An 18,835-nucleotide genomic window follows, 5' to 3' on the forward strand; every position below is an offset into this window, starting at 1 on the left:
AGATTGCATTTGTACGCTATAAAATGCAACAATGCAGTTATGGAAAACACCGATCACCCCACGGAAGCCAGCTTGGACATCGACGGCAAGTCGTACCGCCACGTCGATCTGCCGGGCTGGTTCGGCGACACGCTGCGTGATTTGCCCGTCGTGCTACGCCTGTTGCTCGAGAACGTCGTCCGGAACACCGACGGCGACGAACGACGGCAGGCCGTCGAGGGCATTCGCGGCTGGATCGCTCGCGGTACGAGCGAAGCGGAGATTGCCTTTAAGCCCAATCGCGTCCTCATGCATGACACGACGAGCACGCCCGCCCTCGTCGACATTGCCGCCATGCGAGACGCGCTCGCCGAAGCCGGCGCCGACCCTGCGTTGCTCAATCCGGTGCTGCCGGTCGATTCCTCAGTCGATCACTCGCTCGCCGTCGAATACTTCGGGCAGCGCGACGCCGCACCGCTGAATCTGCAGCTGGAGCTGCGGCGCAACGACGAGCGCTATCGATTCCTGCGCTGGGCGTCGAAGGCGCTCAAGGGCGTTCGTATCCATCCGCCCGGCACGGGCATCATGCATACGATCAACCTCGAGCAACTGGCGACCGTAGTGACGACGTTCGAGCGTGACGGCGAACGATGGGCCGTGCCCGATACACTGATCGGCACGGACAGCCATACGCCAATGATCAATGGCATCGGCGTGCTTGGGTGGGGCGTGGGTGGTCTGGAAGCACAAACGGTCATGTTCGGCATGCCGGTCATGCAGCGTATTCCCGACGTGATCGGCGTGCGTTTGACCGGTGCACTACAGGCTGGGGTGTTAGCGACGGATCTCGCGTTGACCGTCACACAACGCCTTCGTGCAATCGGCGTATCGGGCGAGTTCGTCGAATTCTTCGGGCCCGGTGTGGCAACCCTGAGTGCGGGCGATCGAGCCGTCGTAGCCAATATGGCGCCCGAATACGGCGCATCGACCGGCTATTTTCCCGTGGATCAACGCACGCTCGACTATCTGCGGTCGACCCATCGTTCTCCACAATTGGTGCGGCTCGTCGAAGCGTTCACGCAACGGACAGGCCTTTGGTTTGATCCTCACGCCACCCCTCGCTATACGCGCACGATCGAGATCGACCTCGCCGGCATCGGCATGCATATCGCCGGCCCGCGCCGCCCGCAGGACTTGCGCGCCTATTCCGAGACCAAAGCGTTGCTATTGACGCTCGGCTTCGAACCGTCGCAACCGCACCCTGTTTTGCCGAAGCATCCGGTCGCGATCGCCGCGATCACGAGTTGCACGAACACGTCCGATCCCGCGTTACTTATCGCCGCGGGCCTGCTGGCTCGGAAGGCCCGAGCCACGGGGCTCAAACCGCCGGCGTGGGTCAAGACCTCGCTGGGCCCGGGTTCTCCTGCCGCGGCGGCATACCTCGAACGCGCCAACCTGATTGACGATTTGTCGGCCGTCGGCTTCGATATCGTCGGGTACGGCTGCACAACCTGCATCGGCAATTCGGGGCCGCTCACGGAATCAATCCGCGCCGCCATTGCAAACAAAAGCGTCTATCCCGTCGCCATGCTGTCGGGCAATCGCAACTTCCCCGGCCGCATTCATCCTGAACTCGACCTCGGGTTCATCATGTCGCCGCCGCTCGTCATCGCCTTCGCTCTCGCGGGCACTGCCGAGATCGACCTCGGCCGCGAGCCCATCGGGCAAAACGGTGAAGGCAAACCCGTCTACTTGCGGGACATCTGGCCGACTCGTGAGGAAGTCGCGGAACTCGTTGCCGCAGCGGCGGACCCACAAGACTACCCACGCGCGTTCGCGCTCGCCAGCGCCAATCCCTCGTGGCACGACCTGGACGCGCCCGATGCCGCCCGGTTCCCGTGGGACCCGACTTCGACGGCGTTGCGCAGGCCACCGTTCGCATCGGCGACCGAAGGGACACAGTTGGGGCGCTATAGTGCTTTTCCACTGCTCGTGCTTGGCGACGACGTCACGACCGACCACATTTCACCCGCGAGCGCGATTCCGAAGGACAGCTATGTCGCCGATTTCCTGGTCTCTCGCGGCGACGATCGCAACGATCTGAACGTGTTTGCATCGCGACGCGGCAACTGGGAAGTGATGGTTCGGGCGGCCTTCTTCAATCGAACGCTCGTCAATCGTTTGGCTCCAGGCCTACCGGTCGCCCATACGCTGCATGTACCAAGCGGCGACGTCATGCCCCTCTTCGAAGCCGCGCAGCGCTACCGGCAAGATGGCGACTCGGTCGTGCTCGTAGCGGGCGAACGGTATGGAACGGGTTCCTCGCGCGACTGGGCAGCCAAAGGGCAACGATTGCTCGGCATCCGCGCCGTGCTGGCGGTCAGCTTCGAGCGCATTCATCGATCGAACCTGATCGGCATGGGCATCCTGCCACTGCGTTTCGCGGCGGGCACAAGCCCGCACACGCTGGGGTTACAACGCGGCGACAAACTAGAAATCGACGCGCCGGCTGATATGCTGTCACCTCGCTGCAAGGTACCGGTGCGCATCGTTCGCGCGAATGCAAGCGTGCAGCCCATTGAAGCGACGGCAGCCGTCGAAACGCGCCTCGAATGCGAGTTGCTGCGCTCGGGAGGTGTCATCCCGCTGATCCTGCACAATGGCTTGGCGAGGCAGAAAGCGTGAGACGAGGCCGCCACGGAGCGCGAAGGGCATCATTCCATGATCGACAGATCCATTGCGACGCAAATCGTTGAATTGATCAAGACCGAAGGGCTCGATGTCGGCGTGCATCTGCCTGCGCAGATGCTGGCCGATCGACTGCGGGTTTCACGCTCTCCTGTGAACGAGGCGCTCGCGCTGCTTCACGAGAAAGGTATCGTGACGCGCGAGAAGAACCGCGGCTTCTTTGTGGCGAAGGCTGTCATCGAGCCGCTTGCGGACGTCGTGGCAGAGCTGGGTCTCGCCGAAGCCGATCTCGTGACGAGCGTTTATTTTCAGATCGCCGACGATCGGTTGAAAGGCGAGCTGCCCGATGAGTTCTCCGAGCAGTTGATTCGCACACGCTACGGGCTCACGAGTGCACAGCTCACCGCGGTCATGGCGCGGATCGGGCAAGAAGGCTGGGCGGAACGTAAGCCTGGATACGGGTGGCAGTTCTCCCCCATGCTGACGACGCCTGACAGTCTATTGAAGTCCTACCGTTTGCGTCTTGCGTTGGAACCCGCTGCGCTCCTCGAGCCGGGCTATCGGCTCGAACGCAAAGTGCTCCAACGGTGTAGAGACGTCGAAAAACATTTGCTCGCCGGCGGCATTGAAACCGACACAGCCGATCAGTTGCACGAACGCGGTGTGCGCTTTCATGAGTCACTGGTGGAAGCCTCCGGCAACAGCTTTTTCATCGATGCGATCAAGCGCGTCAATCGCGTGCGGCGCTTACTTTCCTATCGATCGATGCAGCATCGCGAGCGGTACGTCGAACATGCAAAGCAGCATTTGCATGTGCTCGAACTGCTCGAGCGCGAACGAAATGAAGAGGCGTCGGCAGCCATGCGGGAGCATTTATTGCACACGCTCGAGGCGCTTTCGCGGATCAGAGAGATTCTCGAACCGTAGCGGGCTGCGAGGCCATCGCAGTCGCCACCCTGACGGTGGCGATCGACGAAAAAAAACGGCCATCGTCGATCAATGGCCGCTGCATGCTGCGAGAGGCAGAGCCGCTTACTGCGCGGCGATATTCGGTTGCGCCATGCGGCTCTTTGCCGTCACTGCCGACACGGCGACCGTAACGACGACGTTGACCACCAGCGCGATCAAACCGATATAAGTCGGATACGTCGCGCCTGCGATATGCAGCGCGTACACCGGCTTCAGACCCTGCATCGCGGCGAGAATCGTGCCGAGCGAGATACCCGCGAGCCAACCCAGGAACAAGCCCGGCGTCGTCAGACGACGCGTGTAGAGCGAAAACACCACGGCCGGGAAGATTTGCAGAATCCATACGCCGCCGAGCAGTTGCATATCGATCGCATATTGCGTGGGCAGCGCGATGATGAACAGCAGCGCGCCGAACTTCACGACGAGCGAGACGAGCTTGGCGTTCGAAGCTTCCTTTTCAGGCGTGGCGTTCGGCGCAATCAAAGGTTTGTAAAGATTGCGCGTGAACAAGTTCGCGGCACCGATCGACATGATCGCGGCCGGCACCAGCGCACTGATCGCGATGGCCGCGGCGGCAAAGCCCACGAACCACGACGGGAACAGCGTGAGGAACAGCGTCGGCACCACATCGGACGGCGACTTCACGTGCACGCCCGCGGCGATCGCCATGTACCCGAGCAGCGCGATCAAGCCGAGCAGCACCGTATAGGCCGGCAGGAAAATCGCGTTCTTCTTGACCGTGGCGGCGGAACTCGACGAGAGCACGCCCGTCAGCGTGTGCGGATACATGAACGCCGCCAGTGCGGAGCCGAGCGCGAGCGTCGCATAAGCCGTGAACTGCGACGGCTTCAGCAAAATGCCTGTTGCGCCGCCTTTGGCCGTGAAGTACTTGTCCGCAGTGTCGAACAGCGCGCCGTAGCCGCCGAGCTTGGCCGGAATCCAGCAGATCGCGACTATCACGACGATGTAGATCATGATGTCCTTCACGAACGCGATCATCGCTGGCGCGCGCAGGCCGCTTGCATACGTATAGAGCGCGAGAATCACGAACGCGACGATGAGTGGCAACTCACCCGTGACGCCGAGGCTCTTGATGACGACTTGCATGCCGACGAGCTGCAGCGCGATGTAGGGCATCGTGGCGACGATGCCGGTCACCGCGATCGCTGCCGGGAACCATTTGCCGCCGAACACGCCTTGGACATAGTCGGCCGCCGTGATGTGATTGCCTTTATGGCACGCCTGCCAGAGCTTGGGCATGACGGCGAACACGAACGGATAGACGATGATCGTGTAGGGCAAGGCGAAAAAGCCATAGGCACCCACCGAATAAACGAGCGCGGGCACGGCAATGACCGTATAAGCGGTGTAGAAATCGCCGCCTACGAGGAACCAAGAGATGACAGTGCCGAATTGGCGTCCTCCGAGTCCCCATTCATGCAATTGCGTCAGGTCGCCTCGTTTCCAGCGCGCGGCGACGAAGCCGAGCACAGTGATGAGCGCGAAGAAAACGATGAAGATCGCGAGGGCGGTGGTGTTGATCGCGGTCGGCTCGGTCATTTGGCGCTCCGGTAGACGGCGTACATCAGCAATGAAGTGATGGGCACCCAAAGAAACTGGTACCAGTAGAAGAACGGAAAACCGAGCAGCGAAGGACGCGCGCCGTTATAAAACGGCAGCCATAGCAGTGCGAAATAAGGCAACAGCAAAATCAACGGCAACCACGCGCGGCGTGGTGGGCTGGAGGTCTCCATACCATCTCCTTAGGGCTGACGAGGAATAGAGCGGCGTTCCGCAGCTACGGGCCGACATTCGTTGTCTTTTTTTAACTATCGTGGGAAGAATCGAGCCAAACGCGGAGCTTGCTTTGGAGGAACTGGCCTGTCCTTATGCAAATCGGGTGCGATTGACGGGCGTAGTATTCGCGGTCGGTACGTCGTCCGCAAGCGCATAACTACTTAGGGCTGCTACGTAGTAATACGTAGTGGACTGGTCCGGCCTGGACGATGTCGGACGATCGCCCGACTCGCGGGGAAGTCGCGAAACTCGTGTCGATTGCGATCGAACCCATCAAGCGCTCGCCCCCTGATTTCGCACTTGCGTGCTAGCGCCAACCGTCGGGTGGCGCCCCCTCAGCCGACATTGAGATTACCGCTGAGTCGTGCGTGGAACGCGCGACTTCGTTCATCGAGACCGGTGAACACGACGGCGGCGTCGTGCTGCCGATACTTCATCTGGATGGAATCGAGCGCGGCCACCGTCGATGCGTCCCAGATCTGCGACTTCGAGAAATCGATGACGACCAGGCGCGGATCGGTCGCATACTCGAAGCGGTCCACGAGGTCGTTGCTGCTGCCGAAGAACAGCGGACCGTGCACCTCGTAACGCACGCTTTGTCCGTCGGCGGACATGGTGCGCGTGGTACTGATCACATGCGCGACGCGGCGCGCGAACAACACCATCGCCAGCAGCACACCGCCCATCACCCCAAGAGCAAGATTGCCGGTATACACGGTCAACGCCACGGAGACCACCATCACCGACGTTTCCATCATCGGCATCCGCTTTAAGGTAGCGGGGCGCAAGCTGTGCCAATCGACGGTCTTCACCGCGACAACCATCATCACGGCGGCAAGGGCGGCCGTCGGGATACGCGCCATGACCGGACTTAGCCCGGTCATGAGCAAAAGCAGTGTGAACGCGGCGGCGAGCGTTGAGACGCGCGTGCGGGCGCCCCCGATACCGACGTTCACCACCGTCTGGCCGATCATCGCGCAACCGGCAATCCCGCCGAAGGCGCCCGCACAAAGATTGCCGAGCCCGAGCGCCCAGGATTCGCGCGCCTTGTTGGAGCGCGTCTGCGTCATTTCGTCGACGAGTTTGGCCGTAAGCAAGGTTTCCAGCAACCCCACGAACGCGATGCTGGTCGCGGTCTGCCATACGATCTTCAGCGTACTCAAGTCGAACGGCACCGTCCATGGCGTGAGCCCCGGCAAATCCGCTCGACCGGGATGAGCACCGCTGACCGTCGGCACGCTCCATTGCAGCCCGACGGCAATGCCGGTCGCGACCACGATCGCGATAAGCGGAGAAGGCACGGATCGCAGGAATCGCGGGCCGACCAGCACGATAGCGAGCGTGATCGCAAAGACCACATAGACCTCGAATGGCTTGTCGATCACGTGCGGCAGTTGCGCACAAAAAATCAGAATGCCCAGCGCGTTGACGAAGCCGAGCATCACCGAGCGCGGAATGAAGCGCACGATGCGCGAGAAGCCCATCAAGCCGAATGCCGCCTGGACCATCCCGCCGAGCAGCACCGCCGGCAAAATGTAGCCCGCACCATGCGCGCGAACCATCGGGCCGACGACGAGCGCCACCGAGCCCGCCGCCGCGGTGACCATCGCGGGCCGCCCCCCGAACAGCGACGTAACGAGAAGCAGCACCACAGAGGCAAAGAGCGCGGAATACGGCTCGACCCCCGAAATAAACGAGAAGGAGATGACCTCGGGGATCAGCGCGAGGCTCGTCACCACGCCCGCGAGGATTTCGCGCTGCAGTTCGGCGCGCGACGCGGGCAATGCAACGCGCGACGCGGCGCGCGGCGAATCGATCCTGCTCACAGGATGTGTCATATCGGTACTCGGTTGTTTGAGACATAAGACGCGGCACACGTCATCGCCTGTAGAGCGCCGCGAACGGATCACGTCCGGACGATGCATCGAAAGCCGATATGGCTGGTCGACGTATCGAGCGTCTGGCCCTGACGTGCCGCAGGCCGGTAGCGCAGGCAATAGCCCGGCGCGCATAAATGCGATCCACCCTTCACCACGTTGCGCACGTCCGGAGCGTGAGAGCCCGTCGACGGGATGCAGCACGACTTCACATCCGCAACGCCAGGCGGCTGGCCGTAACGGGTCACGGTCCACTCCCACACGTTGCCCGCAACGTCGTAAAGCCCATAACCATTCGGCGGGAACGACTTCACCGGCGAAGTGCGTTCAAAACCGTCGAGCACAGCGTTGCTCCACGGAAATTCGCCTTGCCACGTATTCGCCATCTGCCGACCCTCGGGCGCGAATTCATCGCCCCAGGGATACGCCGCACCATCGAGACCGCCGCGGGCCGCATATTCCCACTCGATCTCGTTCGGCAGAGACTTCCCTGCCCATGCCGCGTAGGCGCTCGCATCCGCGAACGAAACATGCACGACCGGATGGTCGGCGAGACCGCCCAGATCGGTGTCCGGCCCTTGGGGGCGGCGCCAGCACGCGTCCGGCACATAAGCCCACCATTGCCGAAAGTCGTGCAGGCTCACCCGCGACTGCGGCTGCGTGAACACCAGCGAGCCGGGGCACAGAAGCGCCGGATCGGCGTCGGGATACAGCGCCGGGTCGGGCTGCCGCTCCGCGAGCGTGACGTAGCCGGTCGCCTCGACGAAAACAGCGAACTGCGCGTTCGTCACCGGGTGCGCGTCGATCCAAAAATCGGGGGCAGTGGCGCGCCGCGCCGGACGTTCCTCGCGATAAAAAACATCGGAGCCCATCGTGAAGTCGCTGCCTCTGATCCACACCATGCCTTCGGTGCGGGCAGCGTTCATGGAAGGCGCCGCCGCTTTTGCGGAGCAGCAGCATGCGGGCTTCTCGGGTTTGATGTCCATGATCGGCGCGCCCATGGCGTTACGCGTTGAAGACCGACTTCGGCACGAAGTCGAGCTCGGAGCCCGGCGGAATCAGCGCCTCCTGCTTCACGCTGTCCTCGAACTCCCGCACGACGCGATGCGCGTGCTGCATCACCCACCACCGCACGTAGCGCTGATTGACCGCCTCGCGTTCCTTGGGATCTTCCTGCAGATGCGTGATGCGCGCGAAGCCGAGCGGCAGCTCGGGGTCGTGAAAATGCTGCTGGCGCTTGAAGTTGATCTTGAAGTCTTTCCACTTCACTGCATGCAGCTCATCCTTGAGCCATACCATGCACGACTCGCGGTTCGAGCTCTCCTGTTCACCGAGGAAAAACGCGGTCTGATCCTTACCATCGATGAGCCGGTCCTTCGGCGTGTCGCTTCCCGCGAACTTGAGCAGCGTCGTGAAGAGATCGGTGACATGGACCATCTCGTTGCTTTCTACGCCCGCCGGAATGCGACCCGGCCAGCGCGCCAGCAACGGCGTGCGGATGCCGCCCTCCGCCGAGCTGAAGTACGAGCCGTCGAAGAATCCGCCGGTGCCGCGTCCTGCCAGATGGTCCTCCGCGCCGTTGTCGCCGCACAAGATGACGATCGTGTCGTCCGCCACGCCGAGACGGTCGAGTTCATCGAGCAGCACGCCGAAATCGTGATCGAGCATCAACAGGCAATCGCCCCATTCACCGTTGGTGCTCTTGCCGACGAACTCGTCGCGCGGCGACATCGGAAAGTGCATCAGCGAGTGATTGAAATAGAGAAAGAACGGCTCGTCGTTTTTGACGCAACGCTGCATGAAGTCGAGTCCGCGCTTCTGGTACGCGAGGTCGCAGGTCTTCTTGGTTTCCATCGTGAGCTGCTCGTCGAGCAGCGGCCTCGCGCCCTTGCCCTTGAAGCCCTCGTGCATGTGCGAGTAGCCATCCCGCTCGGGCACGTAGTGGGGATCCTCCAACCACATGCACTCGTCATAGGTACGCAATGGGCCATACCATTCGTCGAAACCGTGATCGGTCGGAAAACGCCCGTCTTCCGCGCCGATGTGCCATTTTCCGAGGCACGAGGACTTGTATCCGCCCTGCGCGAGCAGTTCGGCGATGGTGACCTCCCAGGTCACGAGGCCGCCGCCGTTGCCGCCCAGCGCGATCGTGTGATTGCCGGAGCGGATCGGGTAGCGGCCCGTCATCAACGCTGAACGCGTCGGCGTGCATTGCGGCTCGACCACGTAGTGCGTGAGCTTGGTGCCCTCCTTGCAGAAGGCATCGATACGCTTGGTATCCGCGCCGCGCAGTTTGCCGCCGCCGTAGCAGCCGAGTTCCCCCATACCCAGATTGTCGACGTGGAAGAACAGGATGTTCGGTTTCTTGCTCATTGCAAAACTCCATCGGATCGAGAACGTTATCCCCCGCCCTCGGTTAGGGACGCTTTTCGCGTTGTGTCTTACTGCGCCAAATGCTGGCTCGACAGGATCAGAGCATCTCTTCGACGCCGTTCGGGCCCATCTCCATACTGAAACCCTCGACGCCGCCCGGTCCCAGTTCGGATCCCATCGCGGCGAGCGATTCCTCGCGAATCAGGCCTTTGAGGCGATGCACCAATTCGATGAATTCGGGCGTATCCAGCATCGCTGCCGAACGCGGACGCGGCAGCGGCACGCGTATTTCGGTCTTGATGCGGCCAGGCCGCGCCGTCATCACGTAGATGCGGTCCGACAGGAAGACGGCTTCCTCGATGTCATGTGTGATGAACAGCACCGATAGCCGGAAGCGCTGCCACATGTTCGTCAGGATCTCCTGCATGACGGTCCGCGTTTGCGTGTCGAGCGCGCCGAACGGCTCGTCCATGAGCAACACCTGCGGGTTGGCCGCAAGCGCGCGCACGATGCCGATGCGCTGCTTCATGCCCCCCGACAATTGATCCGGATAGTGGTTTTCGAAAGTCAGCAGCCCCGCAAGGCCCAGCAGCGTGCGGGCAGTGCTTTCACGTTTGGCACGCGAGACGCCTGCCATCTTCAGGCCGAACTCGACGTTCTCTCGCACACGCAGCCAAGGGAACAACGAATACTGCTGAAACACCACGCCGCGTTCCGCGCCGGGCTTTTTGACGAGTACGCCGTCAAGCGTGACCGTGCCTTGCGTCGGTTTCGTAAAGCCCGCCGCGATGCTCAGCAAGGAGGACTTGCCGCAGCCCGACGGACCGATCAACGAAACGAACTCATGCGGTTCGACGGTCAGCGATACGTCCTTGACTGCTTCGGTCTCGGCGTTACTCGAGCCGAACACGACGCCGACGTTGCGGCACTCGATGCGGCCTTTGTTTGCGTTGCTCATTTGCGCGCTCCGTTGACGTATGCGAGCCATGGCATCGAGAACTGCCCGACGAGACGGATTGCGCCGCTGCAGATGAGACCAAGGGCGCCGATCGTGATCATGCCGAGGACGATCGCCGGATAGTTGACGAGCGAATAGGCTTCCCATGTGTAGTAGCCGACGCCGTACTGCCCCGCGATCATTTCGGCCGCGATGAGCGACACCCAGGCCACCCCCATTCCTACCGCCAGCCCCGTGAAGATATTCGGTAGGACGCCTGGCAAGATCACATGCCAGAACAGTTGGGCTTCGCTCGCGCCGAGACAGCGGCCGGCGCGCAGCAGCACGCCATCGAGCGACTCCACGCCATCTACCGTGTTGAGCAGGATCGGATAGAACGCGCCGATGAACGTGATGAACACGATCGACGACTCCGTTGTCGGCCATAGCATGATCGACAACGGCACCCAGGCGATCGCCGGGATCGGCCTCAGCACTTCGATCGCCGGCATGAGCAACTGCTTCACGATGCGATATCGTCCGATCACCAAGCCCAGTCCGACGCCCGAGAGCAGTGCGACGAAAAATCCCAGGAAGATGCGTCGCAAGCTGTTGCCGATGTTCGTCGAAAACGTGCTTGACCCGGCGACATGCACTGCCGCATGAAACACGTCGAGCGGCGTCGGCACGTCCTGAAAGCGGACATAGAACTGGACCCGAAAGCGCGTGCCGAGATACCAGACCAGGAATGGCGCGCCGAGCGAAGCAATCGCGAATGCGAGCCTCACGGTGACCGCTTGCGCACCGTTCGGCGCCGAGGCTTGCTTACGGACGCCGTTACTTGACACAGCGGCCGGCGGTTTCTCTTCAGGCAACGACGATGCGCCGTTCTTGATCTCGAGATCGAGGGAGCCTTCCATGTCACTTCCCTCCCTTACCGACCGCGCTCAACGCCTGCGCAAAGTTCACGACCGTCTCGCCCGAATTCTTCGCGCTCGCCTCGGCATCGCGCTTGAGCATGAACGATCCGATGTCCGGTCTTTTTCCATTTGCAGCGCCGAGCGTATAAAACGCGGCATCCGCAAAGACCTTCACGCCGAGCGTCTTGTCCATCAGATAGACCGCGTCGACCTTCTTGCCTTGCGCGCGATACGCGTTCACACCTTCGAGCGTGCATGCAGCGGAGCTGAACGAGGCGACCTTGCCGCCTTCGGCCCAGATCTGTCCCGCCTGCGACGGATCGCCGATCGGCGCGTTGCACACCGTGTCGTTGCCCTGCACCTGATAGTTGGAGAAGTCCGCGAGCTGCGCGTCGTAATTGCGCCCGGACGCCTTGAAAGCCTCGCGCACGAAGGCGTCGTTCACCCATTTGTCGATATCGAGGTCTTTCACCATGTCGAGCTTCTTGAGCACCGCATAGTCCGCCTTCAACGCGGCGACCCAGCGTGGCTTGATGGTTGGGTCGAGCGTATCGATGCCGCCCGGTCCCAGGAAGATGTACGCTACCTCCTTGTCCACCTTGGTCCACGACTGAATCTTTTCCGCGGCCTGCTCCGGATCGCGGCGGACCCAATCGTCGGCTTCCATCAAAGCCCTGATGTAAGCCGTCACGATCTCGGGATATTTCTGGCCGAAGTCCTTGCGGACCACCACGCCATGAAACGTCGGCTGTCCCGTCTCGGCACCGTCGAAGATCTTGCGCGCGAAGCCGCGATAGGGCAGCAACTCGGCGAACGGCACGAAGTCCGCATGAGCGTCGATTCGTTTTTCCTGGATGCTCGTACTGCCGACTTCCGGCGACTGGTTCACGAGCGCGAAGTAGTCGCTCGGCAGATGCCGGCTCTGCAACGCGGCGAGCAGCATGCCGTGGGCGGCGGAGCCGAACGGCACCGACACGCGCTTGCCTTTCAGATCGCTCAAATCGTAGTAAGGCGAATCTTTCGGTACGACGATGCCGTTGCCGCCGCCGTGCGCGTTATAGGCGATTACCGCGACGAGTTCGGTATCGTTGTTCGTTGCGTGCCCCGTCGCCCCATTCACGAGCAGCGGATAGTCGCCCATCATGCCGATCTGCAACTTGCGCGCAATCATGGCGTTGGTGATGGGCGGCCCGGAAGTCGCGTTTTGCCAGGTCACGTTGTAGGTGACATCCTTATACTTTCCCGTATGCGGCAAATATTTGTCGAGCAGATGGAGCTGCTTGATGACGATGCCGCCCGTGACTGTGTTCGTCGTGGTGTCTTGCGTGCCGATGCCGATGTCGATCGTTTCCGCGTGCGCGGCGCCTCCGAACGCCGGCATGGCGCCGATTGCGACGAGCGAGGCACTGCTCAACGCCCGGCCTACCAAAGCTCTGATTCGCATGGTGTAACCCTAAGAGTGAGTGACATGAATCGGGTCCCTGCTCCGCCCGCGTGGGATCCAGCCAGAAACATCAACCGTCGACATCGATCGTCTGTCTTTCGACACGACCTCCGTGGACATAACTCGTCATTACAAGTTGGCGAATCTATGCAAGCCCTATGCCAACGTTTACCGGGGGCAACCACCGCCGACTTGCCCTTCTTTCAGCCTCTGTCGCGCCTCACGATTGCGCGCGCGCAGGCTGTCGGTGCAGAAACGGTTCCGGCTTGGTGCAAGCTTGCGCGGCATCAGGCAAGCGAACAGATCCACGGAAACGTACGGAAGCGAATAAACAAAGACGCGCCGATAGCCACCGCCATGAATGGCGCAACGCGGCTCGCCGCGAACTGCAACGCCGGGATCGACGAGCGGGAGCCTGCGCTCCAGAATGCGCAAAGACAGAGCAATGCCGTAAGCAATCCAAACGCCCCCGCAATGAACGTCATCTGGGACAGGGCGCGATCCATCATGACGCTCGAATAAACCATCACGTTGTCGATCGCGCCGGAAGTCGTCACAGCGGCCACGGTCGCTACGCGCCCGAACGTTCCGTGGCCCGGACTCTCCCGGCACACCGCATTTTCATTTCGCGGCCCATCTCGCCGGCGCAATTGTGCGATTCGCTTCAGCCCCGCCAGCAGCGGCACGGCGCCGACTAGACCGACCAACGGCGAATGCGCCACCCATCCCGAGCGCATGACCGCAATCGATATCGCCAACTGTGTCGCCATGCTGAGGAATTGCCCCGCGACGATCTCCATCGCGCGATAACGCTCGTTACTGAAAAATCCGAGCAGCAGTGCATATCCATCGACGTTGGTCGAAACATAAGCGGCCGTCGCGGTGACAATCAGGGCGGGCAAAGCGTCCAATCTTCTCTCCGTTAGTGCTTCACTCATCTACTCGTCATGACAAGACATGACGTGTAGTCTAAAGCAAGGACGATGCCAATTGTGGAAACGCGGTTCGCTCGGGCTTTTTTTTCGGCGGTGCGCTTCATGCAGGTGCGACCTGGCACACGCATCAGTCATTCTCGCCATAAGTCGGTGCGTGACGCCGTATGCTCGAAACCGAATGCCGTCAAAAAACGAGGTCTTGAAATGACACGCCATCCCATGACATGACATGATGGGTTTTCGGGTCGTCAACGCAGATATGCAGCGGTATAATCTTCCATCGCCAAAGCTGCATCGTGGAATCCCCCGTGCTCCCGCTCATCGACCATGCAGACAAGCCAGATCGCCTTCGAACCCGACTCGCCGGTTCCGCTCTATCAGCAAATCAAAGATACGCTGCGCAGCGGTATCCTCGACGGAAGGTACCCTCCGCATAGCCGCATGCCATCGGAGAGCGAACTGCAGGCGATGTTCGAGGTGAGCCGCATCACGATCCGGCAGGCGCTCGGCGATCTTCAGAAGGAAGGGCTGATCTTCAAGGTGCACGGCAAGGGCTCATTCGTGTCGCAGCCGAAAGCGGCGCAGAACATCACGTCCCTGCAAGGCTTCGCCGAGGCCATGTCGAGCGAAGGACACGAGATCGTCAATCGCGTGGTCTCTTTCACTTTCGTTCCAGCCAACGCCGAGGTCGCCGCGAAGCTCATGCTTCAGGAGGGTGAGAAGGTGGCGGAGATTCATCGTGTGCGCCTGCTCAATCGCGAGCCGACATCCTACGAAATTACGTTCCTGCCCGAACCTCTCGGCAAGAAGCTGATGCGTGCCGACCTCGCCACGCGCGACATTTTTCTCATGCTCGAGAACGATTGCGGCATTGCCCTGGGCAGCGCAGACCTGAGCATCAACGCTATACCCGCGCGCCCCCCTGTCGCGCGCGCGCTCGAGATCAAACGCGATGCGCCTGTGCTTCGCGTCGAACGGCTGACGCACGACAGCAACGATCGCCCCGTCGACTTCGAATACCTGTATTTCAAGGGCGATACGTTCCAGTTCCGGTTGCGAGTGAATCGTGAACGTCCCGCAAAGGGGCGTCGGAAGGCCTGAGGCGGTGGCTGCCTGATGGCGCTGCGAATGGAGTGGCGCGCCCCGGAAGCGCGCCCGTGCAGTAGCCAAGGCAAGGTTGGTAGTGGGCTCGAGGACGGCGCGTGCGCCATTCTCGAGCCAACAACCTGATGTCAAGCCACGTAATCGGGCTGACGCTGTGGCTGGGCGGCGACGAATGCAGCGTGTTGCGATGCGTGCTCATAGACGGCCAGGCTGCGCTTGTACGCCCCCAGGCTGCAGTCCATGCGCAACGCGTTGGCCATCTGCGGGACGAGGCACACATCCGCCAGCGTCGGCTGCGTGCCGAAGCACCACGGGCCTTCGTTGCTGCGTTCGAGCAGACGCTCGACGGCGGCCATGCCCTCCGCAACCCAGTGTCGATACCACTGCGTTTTCTGTTGCGGCGTAACTTTCAGCTCCACTTCCAGATAACGCAAGACGCGCAGGTTGTTGATCGGATGGATGTCGCACGAAATCGCGGTCGCCAGTTCGAGCACGCGCGCCCGCCGTTCCGGTTCCAGCGGAATGAGGCGAGGCTCGGGATATTTCCGGTCGAGATAGTCGAGGATCGCAAGCGACTGGCCCAGGCTGAACTCGCCGTCGATCAGCGCGGGCACCGACGCCGACGGATTCACGTTCGCCACATAGTCGGTCGCGCGATGTTCGCCGATCCGAATATTGACGGGCAGCGTGTCGTACGCGAGGCCCTTGAGTGCCAGCGCAATGCGCACGCGGTACGAGGTCGAGCTGTTGAAGAAACTATGGAGTTGCACGGCCGTGTCTTCCGTTGATAGCGCTGCGTCACACGATGCGAACGGTCAATTCACCCAGATGCTCGATGCCGACCTTCATCTGATCGCCCGCCTTCACCGCGCCGACGCCCTCCGGCGTGCCCGTGAAAATGACGTCGCCCGGTTCGAGGCGGAAGAACTTCGACAGGTAGGCGACCGTCTCCGCGACCGACCAGATCAGATGCGACACATCGCTCTTTTGCTTCGTCTCGCCGTTGACGGTCAACCACAGTTCCGCGTTTTGGATGTGGCCGACGGCGCTTGCGGGATGAATCGGGCCCATCGGCGCGGAACGGTCGAACGCCTTGCCGATTTCCCACGGGCGCCCCATTTCGCGCATCTTCATCTGCAGGTCGCGACGGGTCATATCGACGCCGACGGCATAGCCCCACACATGATCGAGCGCCTGCTCGACTTCGATGTCCGCGCCACTCTTGCCGATCACGGCAACGAGTTCCGCTTCGTAGTGATAGTTCTGCGTCTGCGACGGATACGTCAGTTCAAGCGTTTCGCCATAGGCGACGGGGACGACGGCATCGGTCGGCTTGCAGAAGAAGAACGGCGGCTCGCGATCGGGATCGAAGCCCATTTCGCGCGCATGCGCCGCGTAGTTGCGGCCCACGCAATAAACGCGGCGCACGGCGAATTGAGCGTCGCTTCCAGCGACGGGAACAGCGACGGGCGCTTCGGGAGTGAAAACGAAAGCCATGATGGGGTCGACTCGACAAGTGAAAGGATGGAGGGCGCGCCCTGCGACCGGGCGCGCAAAGATCAGGATGCGCCCGCCTAGCTGCGCTCTTCGCGCAGCAGATTCAGCGCGGCGAGCACCGGACGGTCGGAATAGCTGAACAGCACGCTTTCCGCCGAGGCAGAAAGTTGCACGGGTTCCCACGACGGCGCGACGAAAACGTCATGCGGCTCGAACGTGAATTCGTCGCTGCCAATCTTCACGCTGCCCTTGCCTTCGACGACGCAATACACGGTGGCGTCCGTGCTGCGATAGGCGCGGCCCGTAAAACCCGCCGGCAGGTACTGCATGAAGGTGGCAATCGTTGGCATCGGCCAGCCCCCCGTCGCCGGGTTGACGTAGCGCAGCTTCACGCCGTCCCAGTCGTCGAGCTCGCCGTTGCGATACAGCGCATCGAGCGCTTCCCGGCTGCGTTCGTACGGGTAGCAGAAAATCGGCGAAGTCGGATCGGACGCGCGATGCCGCATCGGCACCATGTTGTGACCGAATCTCGCGAAGCTGTCGCCTTCGGGACGCGAGACGGGTTGAGTCGCCTCAGGGTAGTTTTCGGCGAAACCCGCGTCCATCTGCGCGACGAGCGGAATATCGAGGCCGTCGAGCCAGACCACGGGCTCGCCGCCTTCTTCTGCCGACGGATTGCCGTGGTCGTGCCACGTCCACGACGGCGTGATGATGAAATCGCCGGGATGCATCGTCGTCCGCTCGCCGTCGACGGCCGTCCAGGCGCCCTTGCCCTCGACGATGAAGCGCAGCGCCGACTGCGTATGACGGTGGCTGGGGGCGATCTCGCCGGGCAGAATCAGCTGAAGCCCCGCATAGAGGTTCGGCGTCATGCTCGACTTGCCGGACAGCCCGGGGTTCTCGAGCACCAGCACGCGGCGAACGGCTTCCTCGGCGCTGATCACGCTGCCCGCCTCCATCACGAGATCGCGTACCTGTGCGTACTTCCAGATCGCGGGCCGAGCCTTCGGCTGCGGCGCTTTCGGAACGAGGCTGTGCAGCGATTCCCATAGCGGCGCCATGTGCTGGCGGGCGATCTGCTCGTAGTAAGCCGCGCGCAATGCGTCCGGACGATTGTTGGTCATTTGCGTCTCGTTTCGATGTCTCGGGGCGGACGCGCTGTGCCGGCGCCGCATTGAATGGATGGTTCGATCGACCTCGTGCACTCTTTATATGCGATAGACCTATGCTTAGTAAAATGGTTAAATCATCTAATCCATGTGTTTTCGGATATACCTCCGGAACCTGGCGACATCGTGACCGGAGGACTGCGCGATGGACTGGACATACCGTCTGCGTCTGCGACATCTGCAATTGCTGCTGAGCCTGGCGGAAACGGGCAATCTGAGCCAATCGGCCACGGCGCTCAATACGACGCAGCCGGCGCTGTCGAAATGGCTGAAGGAGTTGGAGAAAGACGTCGGCCTGCCGCTTTTCGAACGGCATGCGCGAGGTTTGCGGCCGACCGGGCCCGGCGAGGCGCTGATCGAGCACGCGCGGCGTATCGAAGCCCATCTCGACACCGCCCGCGACGACATGCAGGCGCTGCGCGAAGGCGGCAGTGGCCTCGTGAGCATCGGCACGTCAGGCGTAGCGGCGGCGGACACAGTGCCGCTCGCCGTGTCGCGACTGCTCTCGCACATGCCGCGGGCGAAGGTTCGTCTTGTCGAAAGTACGATGAACCAGCTGATGCCGCAGCTCGCGCGTGGCGAACTCGATATCGTCGTCGGCCGCTCGGGGGAGCAGCAGTACGAGGACGCGCAGTTGCAAAGCGAGACGCTTTATACCGAACTGATCGACTTCGTCGCCCGTCCGAATCATCCGCTGACCCAAAAGGCCATGCTCGAGTGGGACGACGTTCTCGCCTACTCCTGGGTCGTCTGGCCGCAAGGCACACCGGTGCGCAATGCGCTGGAGACGGCGCTCGCGGCCGCCGGGCGCGCGCTGCCGGCTCATTGCGTCGAATCCAACTCGTCGGTTCTGAACCTCACGCTGTTGAACAACACGGATTTGTTGGGCGTCGCCTCGCATCGGCCCGCACTCCGCTTCCAGCAGCTGAACGCGCTTCAGATACTGCCAATGGAATTGCAGGGCTTCGGCTCTGTATCGATCTACTGGCATCCGGAGAACGAAAATCGGGCTGCGGTGGCCATGGCGCTGGAGGCGCTGCGCGCCTACGCCGATCCGAGCGAGGGCGCAAATCGAGTCCTCGGTATGTAACTTCCGTCGATTAGGGGCAGCCGGTCAAGACGAGAAATACAGTGTGTACGGCCACG

16 protein-coding genes are annotated in these 18,835 nt (G+C 61.8%); 4 read left to right on the forward strand and 12 right to left on the reverse strand.

The features are described 5' to 3' along the window. The first annotated feature begins 39 nt into the window (after positions 1 to 39). Positions 40 to 2,664, forward strand: coding sequence for an aconitate hydratase AcnA (gene acnA / locus ACR9ZC_RS18575; RefSeq protein ID WP_481581413.1), 2,625 nt, complete (start codon positions 40 to 42; stop codon positions 2,662 to 2,664). Between the two features lie 36 nt (positions 2,665 to 2,700). Continuing rightward, complete coding sequence (locus tag ACR9ZC_RS18580; RefSeq protein ID WP_481581414.1) at positions 2,701 to 3,594, forward strand: GntR family transcriptional regulator; 894 nt, start codon at positions 2,701 to 2,703, stop codon at positions 3,592 to 3,594. A 105-nt stretch (positions 3,595 to 3,699) separates the two neighbouring features. Here ACR9ZC_RS18580 and mctP read toward each other — a convergent pair whose 3' ends face one another. From mctP to ACR9ZC_RS18625, 9 genes are all read right to left on the reverse strand, one after another. Next, positions 3,700 to 5,196, reverse strand: coding sequence for a monocarboxylate uptake permease MctP (mctP, locus tag ACR9ZC_RS18585; RefSeq protein WP_481581415.1), 1,497 nt, complete (start codon positions 5,194 to 5,196; stop codon positions 3,700 to 3,702). After that, entirely contained in the window at positions 5,193 to 5,390 is a 198-nt protein-coding gene (locus ACR9ZC_RS18590; RefSeq protein WP_173256069.1) for a DUF3311 domain-containing protein, read from the reverse strand. Before ACR9ZC_RS18590 ends, mctP begins: the two co-directional genes overlap by 4 nt. Before the next feature lie 378 nt (positions 5,391 to 5,768). Beyond that, a complete protein-coding gene (locus ACR9ZC_RS18595) occupies positions 5,769 to 7,271 on the reverse strand; it encodes a SulP family inorganic anion transporter (RefSeq protein WP_481581416.1) in 1,503 nt (500 codons plus the stop codon). A 68-nt stretch (positions 7,272 to 7,339) separates the two neighbouring features. Then, positions 7,340 to 8,236, reverse strand: a complete 897-nt coding sequence (locus tag ACR9ZC_RS18600) for a formylglycine-generating enzyme family protein (RefSeq protein ID WP_481581417.1) — start codon at positions 8,234 to 8,236, stop codon at positions 7,340 to 7,342. Between the two features lie 79 nt (positions 8,237 to 8,315). Further along, positions 8,316 to 9,683, reverse strand: a complete 1,368-nt coding sequence (locus ACR9ZC_RS18605; RefSeq protein ID WP_481581418.1) for an arylsulfatase — start codon at positions 9,681 to 9,683, stop codon at positions 8,316 to 8,318. Positions 9,684 to 9,780: 97 nt separating this feature from the next. Then, positions 9,781 to 10,641, reverse strand: a complete 861-nt coding sequence (locus ACR9ZC_RS18610; RefSeq protein ID WP_481581419.1) for an ABC transporter ATP-binding protein — start codon at positions 10,639 to 10,641, stop codon at positions 9,781 to 9,783. Beyond that, positions 10,638 to 11,540 (reverse strand): ABC transporter permease, encoded by a 903-nt coding sequence (locus ACR9ZC_RS18615; RefSeq protein WP_481581420.1) that lies wholly within the window; start codon positions 11,538 to 11,540, stop codon positions 10,638 to 10,640. The genes ACR9ZC_RS18610 and ACR9ZC_RS18615 overlap by 4 nt, the downstream gene beginning before the upstream one ends. Position 11,541: 1 nt before the next feature. Then, entirely contained in the window at positions 11,542 to 12,984 is a 1,443-nt protein-coding gene (locus tag ACR9ZC_RS18620) for an ABC transporter substrate-binding protein (protein ID WP_481581421.1), read from the reverse strand. 287 nt (positions 12,985 to 13,271) lie between these two features. Continuing rightward, entirely contained in the window at positions 13,272 to 13,922 is a 651-nt protein-coding gene (locus ACR9ZC_RS18625; RefSeq protein ID WP_481581422.1) for a cadmium resistance transporter, read from the reverse strand. 324 nt (positions 13,923 to 14,246) lie between these two features. On the opposite strand from ACR9ZC_RS18625, the gene ACR9ZC_RS18630 reads away from it, so the two are divergent. Continuing rightward, positions 14,247 to 15,020, forward strand: coding sequence for a GntR family transcriptional regulator (locus ACR9ZC_RS18630; RefSeq protein ID WP_481581423.1), 774 nt, complete (start codon positions 14,247 to 14,249; stop codon positions 15,018 to 15,020). 131 nt (positions 15,021 to 15,151) lie between these two features. On the opposite strand, the gene maiA is transcribed toward ACR9ZC_RS18630, so the two are convergent. The 3 genes from maiA to gtdA all read right to left on the reverse strand — a co-directional run bounded on the left by maiA (position 15,152) and on the right by gtdA (position 17,644). Continuing rightward, positions 15,152 to 15,793: a maleylacetoacetate isomerase gene (gene maiA, locus ACR9ZC_RS18635; RefSeq protein WP_481581424.1), complete on the reverse strand. Its 642-nt coding sequence runs from the start codon at positions 15,791 to 15,793 to the stop codon at positions 15,152 to 15,154. Positions 15,794 to 15,821: 28 nt separating this feature from the next. Next, positions 15,822 to 16,520: a fumarylacetoacetate hydrolase family protein gene (locus ACR9ZC_RS18640; RefSeq protein ID WP_481581425.1), complete on the reverse strand. Its 699-nt coding sequence runs from the start codon at positions 16,518 to 16,520 to the stop codon at positions 15,822 to 15,824. A 77-nt stretch (positions 16,521 to 16,597) separates the two neighbouring features. Further along, on the reverse strand, positions 16,598 to 17,644 hold the full coding sequence (gene gtdA / locus ACR9ZC_RS18645; RefSeq protein WP_481581426.1) for a gentisate 1,2-dioxygenase: 1,047 nt from the start codon (positions 17,642 to 17,644) through the stop codon (positions 16,598 to 16,600). Positions 17,645 to 17,834: 190 nt separating this feature from the next. Here gtdA and ACR9ZC_RS18650 point away from each other — a divergent pair, with 190 nt between their 5' ends. Then, positions 17,835 to 18,779, forward strand: a complete 945-nt coding sequence (locus ACR9ZC_RS18650) for a LysR family transcriptional regulator (protein ID WP_481581427.1) — start codon at positions 17,835 to 17,837, stop codon at positions 18,777 to 18,779. The last annotated feature ends 56 nt before the right edge of the window (positions 18,780 to 18,835 follow it).

This window comes from Trinickia sp. HAY1-2D (assembly GCF_056754935.1).